Origin of the sequence: Leptolyngbya sp. BL0902 (genome assembly GCF_016403105.1) — a bacterium.
Classification (GTDB): Bacteria; Cyanobacteriota; Cyanobacteriia; order Phormidesmidales; family Phormidesmidaceae; genus Nodosilinea.
The window spans coordinates 4,242,942-4,257,826 of sequence record NZ_CP046155.1 but is presented as its reverse complement, the minus strand read 5'-3'; the positions used below and the strand labels follow the sequence as shown (position 1 = coordinate 4,257,826).

Below are 14,885 nucleotides of genomic sequence, written 5' to 3'. Positions count from 1 at the left end.
TGGATGGGAAAGGGACTTCAAACATCTACACCTAAGCTAACCAATATTGCCCCGTTTCTCAGGTCGGTAGAACCGTACTGATAATGGCGAGGTTTTGCGACGGCGTATTCACGGACGCAGCCCCTAATCTCTCTTCCTCCTTCCCTCTAACGTATCTACAGAGCAATAGGGCTAGGGCTGAAAGATGACAGGTGGATTGGCGGGGGGGCGGGCGGGAACAGTTGGGTTCTCTTGAAAAGGGGGCGGACTCGCCGGAACATTAGGGCTTCCTGGCCGATTGGGTTGGCCTGGGGGCTGGGCGTTTGGGGGTTGAGTTGCCGGAGGCTGCACCCCTGTGTCTGGCGGCGCAGCGGGAGGCTGTGTTCCGGGATTTTGCGGCGCATTGGGTGGAGGAGCCGTTGGGGGTTGCACTACCGGATTTTGCGGCGCATTGGTTGGCGGCGCAGCAGGAGGCCGTGTTCCAGGATTTTGCGGCGTGTTCGGTGGCGGCGCAGCGGGAGGCCGTGTTCCGGGATTTTGCGGCGCATTGGGTGGAGGAGCCGTTGGGGGTTGCGCTACTGGATTTTGCGGCGTGACTGGCGGCGCAGCAGGAGGCCGTGTTCCAGGATTTTGCGGCGTGTTAGGTGGACGATTTGTTGGGGGTTGCGCTACTGGATTTTGCAGCGTGTTCGGTGGCGGCGCAGCGGGAGGCCGTGTTCCGGGATTTTGCGGCGCGTTGGGTGGAGGAGTTGTTGGGGGTTGCGCTACCGGATTTTGCGGCGTGACTGGCGGCGTGACTGGCGGCGTGGTGGTGGGTTGCACAGGTGGGGACGCCGAGGCCGAATTCTGGGGATTGGGTAGGGCTGGGGAAATGCCTGGTAAATGATCGAGCAAAGGGGAAATACTAGGTGGACGCTGACCCTGTCCCAATAGATTGGGGTTGGGGATGGTCAACCCAGGTTCGCTGGTGAGCGTGCCAGCGCGTGGGGTAATGGAGACGATATCGGGATTAAGTATCGCCATTGCCGCGTCGTCTGAGAACTGCGAGAGGGCTTCAAGGGTTTCACCTCGCACCGGGTCGAGATCTGGCCCCAGGGACACGGAGGCATCGGGGTTATCCAGTTCCAGACCATCAACCAGGGAACTCGTCTCATAGAAGGTGAACAAATCAAACTCTAGAATTTGCACCTGGTTGTGCTGCACTAGAGCCATCTGTCCGGCATGGAGCGGATACTCTGGCCCACAGGGTCTAGAGACCTCGCCCCCGTCGCAGCCTAGGGGGGTAACGGTCATTGGCCCAGCGGGGTTATTAGTCAGGGCCATCACAATGGTGAGGTCGCGATCTTCAATGTGGCGCACCACCAACGCCGATCCCTGAATCCCGGTGATAGCGCTAGGGGTTTGAATGGTACTACGTCCGCGCCCTGGGGGAATGAGCAACAGCACTGTGCCATTGGAGAGGCGGAAATTGCGGGTATTGGGCGAAAACTGAAACGTAGCCCGCTCACCTACTCGAGCCAAGGAACCATCGTTAAAGCGCAGTTGAGCCTGGGACTGAGCCGCCGTTCGGAGGGCATCGCCCACCGTCATCCTGTCGCGTTGGCGGGCCATGCGGGCGGCTTGCCCCTGCTGAATCAGCTCCACGCGGTTGAGAATGGCTTCAACGTCGGCGCGGGTGAGAACCACATTGGCATGGGCAGGGGCTCCACCTTCTCCCACCACCCCTAGCATAGCCATAGAGACAACAAGAACGAGAGCCCTAAGAGGGCGAAGTGTCCGGGGGCCGGACATCCAAGGTAGCTGAGCCATAGCATTCAGGCCAATGACAACATTCAACGTGAGCTCTGAGGTCTGCGAGCCTGAGATTGGAGGCAGGATTTTCGGGAGATCTTGCGACGGCTGGCGATAACGCTCCCTCCGTTGCGTAACTTTCCCCCCAGTCCTGGGTAAAGCACCTTCCCTTCAATGGTACTTCATGAAAATCATCAGTGTTTACACGACGTAACTCGACAACGATACTTAGTCACTGCTTCATGGGGAGGGTGAACGCTAACAGACATTCTCAGCGGCCCTTGGAAAGCCCTGGGCCGACGGCATGGCTTGGGAGAACCCTAGGTAGATCAAGGATTTAGCCCGTTATGCCTCAGGAAAACAACGGATGAACGCGCCCCATGGCAGGGCGTAGGTCGCCGACGGAGTTTACAAAAATTTGATAAAGTCAATCCAAAACGGCAAGAAACACCCAGCAAATGCAGTGATTTTACGGATGATTCATTCTCCCTGGACTGAATGATTTTCTCCCTCCGGCCCCAACCATGGATGGTTTTCTCGGCCCTGATCAGCCTGGGGGGATTAGGCGGCCTTGGCCCAGCGGCCCTCGCCACCGAGGGCATCGAGGTTAAGGCATCGCCTCATTTTCCTGGGGCCTACCCCGCTGACGACCACGAGATTGCTGCATCGTCGCCCGTTGCCCCGTGGTTACAAGGGTCTAAGGACACCCCGAAACCCGCCCTCCCAGCGCTGCTGCCCCTGCCAATTCCGGCTGAGACTAGAACGCCTAGCCCGCCGGATCTAGCCCAGGCTGTCTCAAGGGAGCACGGGGCCACCCCACCATCTACTGCTGTTGCCAGATCAGCCCTTGTTTCCCATCCTTCTAGCCCAGACCCTCCCGCAGCGGCATCTGAGGGTTGGCCATTGCCGCCGGAGGTTGATCCGGGTTCTGCTGGGCCGCTCGCCTCGGATGACGATCCAGACGGTGGGGAGGGTGATCCCGAATTGGGCATTATTCGGGTGCGAAACCCCCTAGAAGATCCCGAACTGGGCATTTTGCGTATTCGTGAGCAGCCCCCGTTGTCGCCGCCGCCCACCAAGATCGCGTTTCTCACCACTCGGTTTTCGGCGGTGAGTAGCGATAACGTTTTGCTGGTGGAGAACGAGGTGGGTGGCCTGACGGGGGATCGGTTCTATCGCCCTGCGGCCAGTGTGGCTATCTATCCTAGCCTTGGCCCCCAAACCCTGCTCATTGGCGAACTGGATCTAGGCCTTCAGCGCTATGGTCAGCGGCTGGATCTCGACTATAGCGGCTGGCAGGCCAGACTAGCCCTGCGCCAGGAACTCTCCCCCAGGGCCTACGCCCAACTCAGCCTTGCCTACCAAGAACTCCTGCGAACGGGGGGCTTTCGCTTCTTTGATAACCGATCCGTGGCCCTCTCCCTGGGTCGCAGCGATCCCCTCGCCCCCAACCTCACCCTCGACAGCTTCTATCAGGTGCAGTGGAATCAGGCCCAGGCCCGCAGCCAAGCCATCGACGGCAGCATTTTTACCACCGACTTCAGCCGCCTGTCCCACACCGCCGGAGCCTACCTGGGCTATACCCCCACTGCCCGATGGCACACGGGCATCAGCTATCAGATCAACCGGATCAACTACAGCACCCAAGACCGCCAAGACACCGTGCAACAACTCCTGGGGCAGGTGGTCTATAGCCTCACCCCACGGGTACGGCTCAGCCTCTATGGTGGCCGCAGCTTTGGCCGTTCCTCCGACCCGCGCCTGCGGTTGAATGACACCATTTTTGGCTTTACCATTGATGCCACGGTGCCGCTGTTCTAGGAGGCTGGCCAGGGGCTTGCTCCATGGGCAGACGGCCCCAGGATGGAGGCAATGCGAAGCGCCAGCTCAACGAGGTGATCCCTCTGGTTACAAAATTGCTCAGCCTGGGGACGGGGCATTCCGGTGCCAATCAGGTACTCCACCAGCAGGTTGTAGAGGGTATCTTCGGCCAGTTGGCGGTGCTCGTCGTGCCCTAGGCGGGGGGCATGGTCGTGGTAGTACAAAAACTCTTGGCAGCGGAGGGCAAGGTCGCGGTAGGTGGCGTCTTGGGTCAGGCGTTGGAGATGGCTGACAAGCATGATGGCTACCTCAGAAAGACGACGGGGGCTAGCTCTCCGGGGGCTCCTGACGATTCCAGGTGGGGAAGGCCAGAATACGAATTTTGCCCTTGTGGGGGAACTCCGCCTGGTCACAGGCAAGGGCTCCTCCGTTGAGGGCAAGGTGGTGGGTGAGCACGGCCTTCGCCTCGGCCACGTTGGCCACCCGAAGATTGATGATGTATAAGTAAGACCCCTGTTCGCCTTCCTCCGCTGTATCCGGGGTTTCCCAAATACGAATGCGACAGCCCTCTGGCCCCGATGTAATTTTGTAGTACAGCAAGTGATCGGCTGCTAGGGCATACATGATGGTTGTGCCTAGGGTTTGGTGAGGTAATGAAGTCGGCCCGTCACCCTGGGATGCTACTGCCGCCTTAGAATACCTTTATTTTCATAAAGATTGTCAGCCTCTGCCATAAAGTTATAGTTACTTTTCGATAAGTTTTATGCCTGCTGGGGCGCTGCCGCAGACTGCATCCAGGCTGAGGAGATTGCCAAGCCGCCGTAGCCTAACCCTTGGTAGGAAGAGGGACTGGGGGGGTAGCCTGCTTCCCGCTGGGTGGGTTTCTAGGCTGTTGGGCCACTGAGCTGACCTTGGCCTGGGGTTCAATCGGGCGAGGGCTAGATCACCCCATTTACCAGGCATTTCCCCCAGCCCTACCACGAAGGCGGTTTAGTCTGCAAGGCGCAGGTTGATTTCCTGGAGTCCTTCGCTCATGTCGGTGAGGGTGACGTCGCTGGGCTGGACGGGACTGCCGTTCACCCGTAGTTGGTAGGTGCCCGTTCTCAGATCTTCGAGGTAGTAAATTCCGGCCCGGTTGGTAACAGACAGGCGCGGCCCACCGCCGTTTTGGGGGATGGCTTCTACCCGTGCTCCGGCAACGGGGTTGCCCTCGGCGTCGAGCACCCGTCCGGCCACGGTGAAAGCACGGGTGATGGGAATGGGCACGGGCGTATAGCTGCCGGAGGTCACTTCCACGGCGTAGGCCGTTTGGCTGGGTTGGCCATCGATGGGGAACCCAGCTGGGTCGAGGTCTAGACGATGGAGGCCGGGGGGCAAGCGTAGGAAAATGCCGTTGGCTTGCCGTTCAAACTGGTTGGGTAGTAGGGGCTGATTATCCACCACAAACAGGAGTTCGGCGTTGTCGAGGTAGAGGGGTTCGCCGTCGTCGCGCTGGCCGTTGCCGTTGCGGTCTAGGAAGGGTTGAATCCACAGCCCCCCCTCCTGGCGTAGATAGTCGTAGCGGGAGTCCTGCGACCAAACGCCCGCCTGGGTGTTGATGAAGGGCACTAGTTCGATGCGGTAGCTGTCGTTTCCACTTAAGACCGAAACGCCGTCATACCTGGCCCGCAGCACCACACCGGGCAAAATAGCCGTACCCAACGATGCCACCACCCCATTGCCCTGGCTACCCAGGCCATAGCCCAAGTCCATTTCCCAGAAGTAGCGGCCATCAATGGCACGGCCTGGAGAACGGTAGCGCCAGCCCAGGGTGACGAGGTTATTCGCACCAGCGGCTTGGGTTTCGTAGCCTAGGCGCATAAAGTGGCCTTGGGTGAAGTTACGGTCGTTGTTGAGTTTGACATTGAGTTCGTTGTTGGTGCTCAGTTCGTTGCCAAAGCTGCGCAGTTCGGCCCGGTCAAACCGAGACAGCAGGCTCCAGCGCAGGAAGTTATCGGTGGTGTAGTCTACGCTGCCGTTGACATTAAAATCGAAGGTGCTGTAGAAAAACGAGGCTCCGGCAATTAGGGCATTTTCCCGACTGTTGCCCCCCAGCCGCAGCCGCAAACCAGGCATGGCCTGCCAACTTGCCAAAAATCGGGAACTGAAGGGGTCGGTATTGAGGTCGAGCCGGAAGGCAGTGGACGGCTCGTAGGTGAAGTCGGCATTGACAGCCACTTGGTTGGCCCCGCCTGCCAGGGTAGCGGCCAGTCGGATGGGTGCCCAATCCGGTTCGTAGAAGAGTTCCCCTAGGCCAAAGAGCGATCTATCCTGCACCACCCCGGCCCCCAGGGTGAGTTCATCCGACACCCCATAGCGGTAGGAGGCCCCAGCCATGACGGTTTCAAAGTCGCCCAAAAACTCGTTGGGCCGAAGCACCCGGCCCGCCCCCACCGAGGCCACCAGGGCCGACGTTCCCGCCGATAACCGACTGGGCAGGGTGGAGAACGTGGCCGGACGTACCTCTGGTTCGGCGGTGAGCTGGCCGTTAGGAAACAGCAGCACCTCGTAGCGGCCCGTATTGCCCGGAATATTCTCAAAGCGGTAGATGCCGCTGGAATCCACTAGGGTTTCGGCAATCACGTTGCTGCGAAAGTTGAGGGTGAGCTGCACTAGGGTATTGGGCGGGGCTTCGCCTTGGATGGTGCGCCCCACCACATCGGCCTGTTGGCGCAAACTGGGGCTAAACCCACCGCTGCCAGAGAAAAACGCAGGCACATAGCCAAACCGCTGAATGGTGGTGACGCCCCAAAACGGTTGGCCGCTGGTGCCATTAACGCTGGGCCAAAAGGTGGGCTGAGACCCCAAGGCATAGTCGGCCCCGTCGGATTGGTTGAGGTATTGCAGTTCCGACAGACTCCAGGTGCCGCTATCAAACAAGTCCTGCTGGTTCATGCGGAAAAACCAGCTCCCGCCCAGCAGCCCCCCCAGGGCGGTGAACTGTCCCTGATCATTGTTGACGCCGTTGCTGCCAAAGAAATCCATCCGCTGGGCAACGGCGGTGGCGGTAAAAGACTCCGAAGGCACCACGGGCAAGCCCTCGGTGATCACGGGCTGATCGGCAAACTGCCCCCGCCGAAACTGCCCTGCCCAGGGCGGATCGAGCCGCAGGGCATAGTTGGCGATCTCAAAGCTGACGGGCACCCCTAGGCGCTGCTCAATGTCGGCCACCGACATCGCTAACCCCAGGTCTGGATCCATTACCAGTTCGTCGGGGTTCAGCCGAATCACCAAACCGGGAGACCGCAGTTCCCATTCGCCGCTGTCTAGCACGGTGCGCTGAAGCTGAAGCGCCTGCATCACCACCTCAACGGGCACCAGCCAGCGTTCTAGGGCCACGGCCTCTAGACCATTGTCGGCCCCACGCACCAAAACCACGTCTGTCCGAGGACGGTCGCCCACCAAAATGCCCACCGGAAGGAGATCAAACGCCACCGCATCCACGCCGTCCCCATTGGGGATTTCAGCCTCTGGGGCGCTAGCTTCTGGGATGACCTCTTGCGCCAGCGGTGTTTGGGGCTGGGGAGATGCCGCCTCTACCGCACTACCATCGCCGGGTGCATCGTGGGTAGCGTCGCTGACGGTGGGCTCTTGGGTGAGGGCGGGTTGGGGGAGGATGGCATGGCCCAGGGCGAGGAGAAACCCCAAACAGGGCGCAACGAGAACCATGCGGAGGGGGGCTAACATAAAACTTGCCTGAAATGAAAAGGATGCGCTGATTGTGAGGAGAGGCGGAGGGCAATCAGGGAGCAGAGCCGCACCCTAGGGCGCTGGCAGGGTAACGGGCACGCTAAAGGGCAGGGTTTCTTGGCGATTGTCCAGCGTCCAAGTCAGCGTTCCGCTGAGGGTGTAGGTGCCCGGTGCGAGGGGGGGCTCTTGGTTGGCGGTATGGTCAATCATCAGGTTTCGGTCTCCGCCTGCAATCACCGTGGTTTCGCCTTCTCTACCGCTGGCCTGGGTGGTGCCGTTGTGCACCAAGGCCCAATTGACGGCGGGGCGGGCGGTGGCGTCTCCGGCATTGGCCACCAGCAGGGCAATTCTGCCGTCCTCTGGCTGCACAGTGGCAGATAGCACCTCTAAAGCTGGGGCTACATTTCCCTGCCGCACATACATCGTCACGCCAACGCGGGGAATAATCCCCACGGTTACATTTCCGTCAGTGCCGAAGGGCATCGTTTCCAGGGATTCCGTAAACACAATGGCGCGAAATTCTCCCTCGCCCAAGCTAGGTAATAGTCGCGCCGCTAGCCGCACCATGCGAGTTTGCCCTGGTTCTATCACCAGTTCGCGGGGGGAAAACAGTAGGTAGGGCGTTAGATCCTGATCCGATTCCGTCAACACTTCCAGGCCATCGCGCCCGTAGGTAAATGGCTCAGCATACACCCGCAGCCGGGTCGGCGTTTCACCCGTATTGGACAGGATGATGACCCCTTGCCCTTGGCCCTGGCTGGCCGTAGATTCAATTACTAGGGGGCTAACAGACAACTGCGCTAGGGCTGGAAAGCCAACGGCCCCCAGCGCCACCACAGCAGAGGTCAACGGACGTAAGGCAACAGCCAACCAGCGTGGGCTAAACATAGTTTACGAACCAAAACGCAAGCTCAATCAGCAATCTTAAAAACAGACACCTACTAGGGCGCGGCAACCGTCAGAACAACTTGATAGTTATACAGACCCGGTGCAAAAAAGTTGGGGGGTTGGCGATCCACCGCCATCGACACACTCACGACGGTGGTGAGTGCCGTCGGGAAGGGTGCAGCCCCACCGCCGCTGGTAGCGCTACCCGTGGGCCACGTGGCCGTAGCCGTTTTGATGGTGCCAGGGGGATCGTCAGTTTGTCCACCTGGCCCAGAGACAAAGGTGGGCGCTGCCACCTGCAATGTGACGCCAAGTCCGCCCACAACGCTGACCGTGACCGTGCCATTAACACCTGTTTGCAGGCGATGGGGATTTCCCGCTGGCTGCACCAGAACCCCTGGCGTTTGTGCGGGAAAGGTGATGACCTGGGCGAGGGCTGGGTGCGAAAACAACACCCCCACCCCCGCCAACACGGTAGTAGCCAGTAGACGACACATGGTTACATCCAAACAAACGGCATGCACCTATCTCGGGCCTAGTTACCAGCAGCGGTAACGACAACGTCAAAGCCGTAAAGGCCAGGGCCAACAGGAAGTGCACCTGCATCGACCTGGTACGTCATCGTGACCGAAACAGGCTCCAAAGTAACCGCTGCATTCACGGCTGTAGGAGCAGCGCCCGAATTCACGGTCGTGCCTTGAACAGTCAGCGTTGCTGTTGAGGCACCCGCCCCGGCGAGGGCATTGGCACCCGTAGCCGCCGGAGCAGCCACGGAGAAATTAAAGGGGCCAGTGCAGGTTAAGGCTACCGTGCCGGGAGTGGTCGTTGTAACTGCTCCTGTGCCCGCGTTGATAGCAAGCACGCCTGGAACAGCCGCATTAGGGAAGGTGCAAAGCCCAAGAACTGTGCCAGCAAAAGGCACGTTCACAGTTTGAGCCTTGGCCATGCCAGTGCCCATCACAAAGCTGGCGGCGACGAGGGAAGAAGCGATGGCGGTCGTTTTGAGCAAATTCATGAGAAGTCTCAACTTTTCTTGAAACAATGGAATGGCTAAAGCAATTTAGCTCCCTGATGGCGGTTAAGCCTGCATCATTCACAGGGAAATTAGCCAACTGAATCAACCATATATCTAGGCTACCCAAGACTATTCAGTATAAACACAGATGTTATTGTAAATATTTTTTGCAGAAGTGTTTTTTAGAACTATCATTTCCTTCTTATTTTTTCCTTATATTTCTGATTGAAATGGAGGTGCTGGGCTGCTAAAAGCTTTTGCAGAAAGGGTTTTGAGTGTGAGAGGGGATGAGTTTATTGATTTTTGTCTATTCGCAAGACTGATAAAAGTATTGAGAAAAAATAAACTCATATAAAGGGTAAAAAAGAGGGTTTTGGATCTCAAAAAAGTAATTTACGTGAGTTTTTGAATGCGAAATCCTTATCAAAACCTTATTTTCGTTTCAGCTTTTCTTAAGATGGCTTAGCTTATCTTAAGAAAAGCTTTTCCAAAAGCTGATGAGATAACCTGCCTTTCCCAGGGCTGGAGGGGAGTTTGGCCCAGTTTCCCGGCATTTACAGCGTTAGGGTAGATCCGTTGGTACTCGTCTTGGGCAGGGTGGATAGGGTGATGACCACGCCCAAGCGGATCAGTATTTTCTCGATGGTTGCCTAGATGGGAGGGCCGCCATCGGTCAGCGAAATAGCTCTTCCCTCGGACTGGGGACTCCTGCCAATGCTGGGTCTAGGGCCTTGGTGGCTCCTGGAGGTGGTTCCGTTGCCCCGGTGTGGTCTGTCGATAACCCGACGATAACCCTAAGAATTCGGTGCTAAGGTGATGAATCGAGCCCTGCGGCTTGCCCTTATCCCTCCTTGCATCACCATGGGACAGTCTATTACCGTTACCCAAACCACCTTTGAAACCGATGTGCTGGTTCAGTCCGTCGATCAGGTGGTGCTGGTCGATTTTTACGCTACTTGGTGCGGCCCCTGCCAAATCCTCAAGCCCATCCTAGAGCGGCTGGCCCAGGAATACGATATCACCGTCGCCAAGGTAGACATTGACCAAAACCCAGACCTAGCCCGCACCTTTCGGGTGGAGGGGGTGCCCGATGTGCGGATTGTGAGCCAGGGGCAGGTGATGGAGGGCTTTGTGGGGGTGTTGCCCGAACCACAAATCCGGGATCTGTTGACCAAGCTGGGCCTACGGTCTACCCTCGACCAAGCCCTCGCCTCTTTGGCGGCGGTACAAGCCGAGGGCAACCGGGCCGCAACCCAGGACGCCCTGACGGCGATCCTCACCCAGTTTCCCGAAAAACCCCAGGTGTTGATGGAGGCCGCTCGGTTTTACCTAGCGCAGGGAGACGCGGCCACCGCCCGCCAATACCTCGACCTTATCCCTGGGGACGACCGTTCTGTGGCCTCAGCGGTGGCGGGGCTGGGCGAACTGATCGACCTGCAAGCTACCCTGGCCGAACCAGCGCCAGACTCGCCCCTAGAGGAAGCCTATCGCCGGGCCTGTGAGGCCACCCTCGCCGCCGACTATGCCCAAGCCTTAGATGGCTTTTTGGCCCTGGTGCAGCAGGATCGCCGCTTCCGCAACGACGGTGCCCGCAAGGCCATGCTGACGATATTTAAGCTGCTGGGGGATGGGGATAGCCTCACCACCACCTACCGCAAGCGTCTGATGCAGGCGTTGTATTAGTCGCGCATTAGCCGCTGCGGCTCCTCACCGCCGCGCCTATCTAGGCCCCATCCTCCCTCAGACCGAAATCCAGATCGGCCCTGAAGCGGTGGAACGGTGGCATTTTGTTACATTCAAGCAAAAATCTCAACCTAAGCCCCCAAGTCGGATTGCCGCTATACCATTAAAGGCGTTGGCCCATTGGCAAGTCGGTACTGGTTCATGGATAAAGTTCAGCCCGCAGAGAATCCGCTCTGGCATGTTGTTGATGCTCGCCAAGCGTTGGACTGGTTAGAAAGCGATGCTGAGCAGGGGTTAGCTTCCCAAACGGTCATTGAACGCCGACAGCAGTACGGCCCGAATGAACTGGAGGAATCGGGCGGTCGGCCCCCCTGGCGTATCCTGCTGGATCAGTTCACCAACATCATGCTGCTGATGTTGATTGCGGTGGCGGTGGTGTCGGGGGTGCTGTCTTTGCGCCACCAGGAATTTCCTAAGGATGCCATCGCGATTTTCTCCATCGTGATTTTGAACGGGGTGCTGGGCTACTTCCAAGAAAGTCGGGCCGAAAAAGCCCTAGCTGCCCTCAAAAAAATGGCTGCCCCCAGCGTGCGGGTGCAGCGGGAGGGACGGCTTCAAGAAGTGCCCTCCCCCGACTTGGTTCCTGGCGACATTGTGTTGCTGGAGGCGGGCGACCAGGTTCCGGCGGATGGGCGGCTGCTAGAGGCGGCTAACCTGCAAGTGCGCGAATCGGCCCTGACTGGGGAGGCCCACGGAGCCAGTAAGCAAGCCCACGTCGTTCTAGCGGAAACTACCCCCCTGGCCGACCGCAAAAATCTGGTGTTCCAGGGCACCGAAGTGCTCCAGGGCCGCGCCAAGATGATCGTCACCTCCACCGGGATGAAGACTGAACTGGGGCGGATTGCGGCCCTGCTGCAATCGGTGGAAAACGACCCCACCCCCCTTCAGCAGCGGATGGATCAACTGGGGAATGTGCTGGTGGGCGGTTCCCTAATTTTGGTGGCCCTGGTGGTGGGGGGCGGTGTAATCGTGGGCGGATGGCCCGCCTTTGAGGCCCTGCTGGAGGTGGCCCTGAGTATGGCGGTGGCGGTGGTGCCTGAAGGCTTGCCCGCCGTGATTACCGTAACCCTGGCCATTGGCACCCAGCGGATGGTGCGCCGCAATGCCCTGATTCGTCGGCTGCCAGCGGTGGAAACCCTCGGCTCTGTCACCACCATTTGCTCCGACAAAACGGGGACGCTCACCCAAAATAAAATGGTGGTGCAGCACATTCGCACCCTCTCCCACCAGTGGCAGGTGACGGGCCACGGCTACGCGCCAGAGGGGGAGTTTATCAGCGCCAGCGCCACGGGCGCGGCCCACCCCGATCTTCAGTCGCTTTTGCTCGATAGCCTGCTCTGCAATGATGCGGTGCTGCAAAAGGAACAGGGCGATTGGGCCATCCTCGGCGACCCCACCGAGGGAGCCCTCGTCGTTATGGCCGCTAAGGGTGGCCTAGACCGTCACCATCTGGCCCATACCCTCCATCGGGTGGCAGAATTTCCCTTCTCCTCCGAGCGCAAACGCATGAGCGTGGTGCTAGACAATGGCCCCCATCGGCAGGCCACGCCTTCCTTGCCCGCCGACCTGCTAGAAGCGCCCTACCTGCTCTTGGCGAAGGGATCGCCGGAGATGCTGCTCGACTGTTGCACCCACGGTCTAGTGGAAGGCCAGTCCCTGCCTCTCACGCCAGACCAGCGGCGGCAGATTGTGGCCGACAATACCGCCCTCGCCGCCAAGGGGCTGCGCGTCCTGGGGTTTGCCTACCGCCCTCTGGAGGCTATTCCCAGCGCCGACAACCCCGATCTCGTGGAGCAGGATTTGGTGTGGCTGGGGCTGGCGGGGATGATCGACGCCCTCCGGCCAGAGGTGAAGGTGGCGGTGGAGCGCTGTCGGGCGGCGGGGATTCGGCCCATGATGATCACGGGCGATCACCAAATTACCGCGATGACCATTGCCCAAGACCTAGGGATTGCGGAACCAGACACCCAGGTACTCAGCGGCACCCAGCTCGAAGCCATGGGCCAAGCCGACCTGGAAGCGGCGGTCAAAACCGTGAATGTCTACGCCCGCGTGTCGCCAGAACACAAGCTGCGGATTGTTCAGGCCCTCCAGGCCGATGACCAAATCGTGGCTATGACCGGAGATGGCGTCAACGATGCCCCCGCCCTGAAGCAGGCCGAAATTGGCATTGCCATGGGCATCACGGGCACCGACGTGAGCAAAGAAGCCAGCGACATGGTGCTGCTGGACGACAACTTTGCCACCATCGTTGCCGCCACCGAAGAGGGGCGGGTGGTCTATACCAACATTCGCCGCTTCGTCAAATATATCCTCGGCTCCAACATTGGCGAACTGCTCACCATCGCCCTCTCGCCCATGCTGCTGCCGATTTTGGATGTGCCCCTCAGTCCTCTACAAATTCTGTGGATGAACCTCGTCACCGACGGCTTTCCGGCCCTGGCCCTAGCGGTAGAACCCGCCGCCCCCGACGTGATGGATCAACCTCCCCACGACCCCCAGGAAAGCATCTTTGCCCGTGGGCTGGGGGCCTACATGGTGCGAATTGGCCTGGTGTTCACCGTCATTTCCGTCACCATGATGGTGTGGGCCTACCACGACGCCCAAGGTTACGTCACCGAGACCCTATCGGCGGAGCGCTGGAAAACTATGGTCTTCACCACCCTCTGCCTTGCCCAAATGGGCCACGCCATCGCCGTCCGCTCCGACAATCGTCTCACCATCGAAACCTCGCCCTGGTCTAACCCCTTTGTGTTGTTTGCCGTGGTGATGACCACCCTGCTGCAACTAATGTTGATCTACATCGAACCCCTGCGGAACTTCTTCGGCACCCACCTCATCAGCCCCCTAGAACTGCTGATCTGCGTGGGCTTTAGCTCACTGCTGTTTGTCTGGGTCGAGTTTGAAAAAATCTACCGCCGCCTGCGGGGCAAGGTGGTTCGCACCTAGATCGCCGCAGTTTGGGGCAAGTTCAGCGTCTTCGTCGCATCCAGGCCCAGACTCATACTAAATCCGACTCGTTTGCCCCCGGTATCATGGGCGGGCGAGGAGACGTCGCCCCTACCGTGGGTGGGGTTAGGAATCGGGATCGCCTCACTCAGATTTGGCATCAGCCCCAGACTCAGGTAAAGATCGCCTAGCCCAAAAGCGCCTGGGTGAGTTCCAAAAAGCCGTCTACTTCGGCCCGGTGGGTGACGCAGCGGGGATGGTGGGCTAAGGCAGCCCAGTAGTGCCTCACATTGGCTACGCCGACGGAGTGGGGGAACAGGGCCGCATCGAACAAGCTAACATCGTTGGGGCTGTCGCCCAGGGTGATCACCTGGTGGGGGGTGAACTGGGGAAAATGGTGCTCCAAGACCCGTTTCAGCCCCGCCGCCTTGGATTGCCCTAGGGGAAAAAGATGGCACTGCACGGTGCTGTAGGTAAAGCCCCAATCGAGCCTGTGGCAAATTTCCGCCATGCGGGTGAAGTCGGCGGGGGTTAGCCCGTCGGTGGAAAACGTCCAATCGGTGAGGCGAAAACGGTTGTCTTCCGCAGGAACAATATCAAACCCGTGCTTTTGTAGGTGAACGAAGACCACCGCTAGAGCCTCGCGGTGGTTCGAGCATTTGGGCTGCTCTGTTAGGTATTCGGGACGGTCGCGGCCAGGAAAATAAACGCCGCCATTTTCCGCCATGGCCCCGGCAATGGGCAGATAGTGGGCCAGCCCCTGCACCCAGCCCGCCGAGCGTCCCGTTACCACCAGCACCGTCCAACCCGCTTGCTGCAACTGGGCCAGGGCTTGGATCAAGTCGGCACTAAATTGTCCCTGGCGAGTGAGGGTGCCGTCCATGTCGGTGGCGATTAACCCAGGCCGGGGGCAGGTTTGCCGAAACTGATGGACAAACTCGGCGACGGTGCATGGTTGGGATTTGTCCAT

At 59.3% G+C, this 14,885-nt stretch carries 11 protein-coding genes; 3 read left to right on the top strand and 8 right to left on the bottom strand.

Features of this window, described 5'->3' with window-relative positions:
* Positions 1-171 precede the first annotated feature (171 nt).
* Positions 172-1,716, bottom strand: a complete 1,545-nt coding sequence (locus tag GFS31_RS18845; protein ID WP_198806258.1) for a FecR family protein — start codon at positions 1,714-1,716, stop codon at positions 172-174.
* A gap of 552 nt (positions 1,717-2,268) precedes the next feature.
* On the opposite strand from GFS31_RS18845, the gene GFS31_RS18840 reads away from it, so the two are divergent.
* On the top strand, positions 2,269-3,591 hold the full coding sequence (locus tag GFS31_RS18840; RefSeq protein WP_198806257.1) for a hypothetical protein: 1,323 nt from the start codon (positions 2,269-2,271) through the stop codon (positions 3,589-3,591).
* Here the strand turns inward: GFS31_RS18840 and GFS31_RS18835 are convergent.
* The 6 genes from GFS31_RS18835 to GFS31_RS18810 all read right to left on the bottom strand — a co-directional run bounded on the left by GFS31_RS18835 (position 3,588) and on the right by GFS31_RS18810 (position 9,223).
* Positions 3,588-3,890, bottom strand: a complete 303-nt coding sequence (locus GFS31_RS18835) for a hypothetical protein (protein WP_198806256.1) — start codon at positions 3,888-3,890, stop codon at positions 3,588-3,590. The two genes, GFS31_RS18840 and GFS31_RS18835, sit on opposite strands and share 4 nt — an antisense overlap.
* A gap of 28 nt (positions 3,891-3,918) precedes the next feature.
* A complete protein-coding gene (locus GFS31_RS18830; RefSeq protein WP_198806255.1) occupies positions 3,919-4,215 on the bottom strand; it encodes a hypothetical protein in 297 nt (98 codons plus the stop codon).
* Between the two features lie 366 nt (positions 4,216-4,581).
* Positions 4,582-7,317 (bottom strand): carboxypeptidase-like regulatory domain-containing protein, encoded by a 2,736-nt coding sequence (locus tag GFS31_RS18825; RefSeq protein WP_198806254.1) that lies wholly within the window; start codon positions 7,315-7,317, stop codon positions 4,582-4,584.
* A gap of 75 nt (positions 7,318-7,392) precedes the next feature.
* Positions 7,393-8,208, bottom strand: coding sequence for a hypothetical protein (locus tag GFS31_RS18820; RefSeq protein ID WP_198806253.1), 816 nt, complete (start codon positions 8,206-8,208; stop codon positions 7,393-7,395).
* A 53-nt stretch (positions 8,209-8,261) separates the two neighbouring features.
* A complete protein-coding gene (locus tag GFS31_RS18815) occupies positions 8,262-8,705 on the bottom strand; it encodes a hypothetical protein (RefSeq protein ID WP_198806252.1) in 444 nt (147 codons plus the stop codon).
* A 38-nt stretch (positions 8,706-8,743) separates the two neighbouring features.
* Positions 8,744-9,223 (bottom strand): hypothetical protein, encoded by a 480-nt coding sequence (locus tag GFS31_RS18810; protein ID WP_198806251.1) that lies wholly within the window; start codon positions 9,221-9,223, stop codon positions 8,744-8,746.
* 861 nt (positions 9,224-10,084) lie between these two features.
* On the opposite strand from GFS31_RS18810, the gene GFS31_RS18805 reads away from it, so the two are divergent.
* A complete protein-coding gene (locus GFS31_RS18805; RefSeq protein ID WP_198806250.1) occupies positions 10,085-10,906 on the top strand; it encodes a tetratricopeptide repeat protein in 822 nt (273 codons plus the stop codon).
* 201 nt (positions 10,907-11,107) lie between these two features.
* A complete protein-coding gene (locus GFS31_RS18800) occupies positions 11,108-13,915 on the top strand; it encodes a cation-translocating P-type ATPase (protein ID WP_198806249.1) in 2,808 nt (935 codons plus the stop codon).
* A 187-nt stretch (positions 13,916-14,102) separates the two neighbouring features.
* Here GFS31_RS18800 and GFS31_RS18795 read toward each other — a convergent pair whose 3' ends face one another.
* Complete coding sequence (locus tag GFS31_RS18795; RefSeq protein WP_198806248.1) at positions 14,103-14,885, bottom strand: HAD family hydrolase; 783 nt, start codon at positions 14,883-14,885, stop codon at positions 14,103-14,105.

Coding starts and splice junctions, on each gene's coding strand:
- GFS31_RS18825 (WP_198806254.1), bottom strand. CDS start 7,317: ATGTTAGCCCCCCTCCGCATGGTTCTCGTTGCGCCCTGTTTGGGGTTT.
- GFS31_RS18800 (WP_198806249.1), top strand. CDS start 11,108: ATGGATAAAGTTCAGCCCGCAGAGAATCCGCTCTGGCATGTTGTTGAT.
- GFS31_RS18795 (WP_198806248.1), bottom strand. CDS start 14,885: ATGGACAAATCCCAACCATGCACCGTCGCCGAGTTTGTCCATCAGTTT.
- GFS31_RS18835 (WP_198806256.1), bottom strand. CDS start 3,890: ATGCTTGTCAGCCATCTCCAACGCCTGACCCAAGACGCCACCTACCGC.
- GFS31_RS18830 (WP_198806255.1), bottom strand. CDS start 4,215: ATGTATGCCCTAGCAGCCGATCACTTGCTGTACTACAAAATTACATCG.
- GFS31_RS18845 (WP_198806258.1), bottom strand. CDS start 1,716: ATGGCTATGCTAGGGGTGGTGGGAGAAGGTGGAGCCCCTGCCCATGCC.
- GFS31_RS18810 (WP_198806251.1), bottom strand. CDS start 9,223: ATGAATTTGCTCAAAACGACCGCCATCGCTTCTTCCCTCGTCGCCGCC.
- GFS31_RS18815 (WP_198806252.1), bottom strand. CDS start 8,705: ATGTGTCGTCTACTGGCTACTACCGTGTTGGCGGGGGTGGGGGTGTTG.
- GFS31_RS18805 (WP_198806250.1), top strand. CDS start 10,085: ATGGGACAGTCTATTACCGTTACCCAAACCACCTTTGAAACCGATGTG.
- GFS31_RS18820 (WP_198806253.1), bottom strand. CDS start 8,208: ATGTTTAGCCCACGCTGGTTGGCTGTTGCCTTACGTCCGTTGACCTCT.
- GFS31_RS18840 (WP_198806257.1), top strand. CDS start 2,269: ATGATTTTCTCCCTCCGGCCCCAACCATGGATGGTTTTCTCGGCCCTG.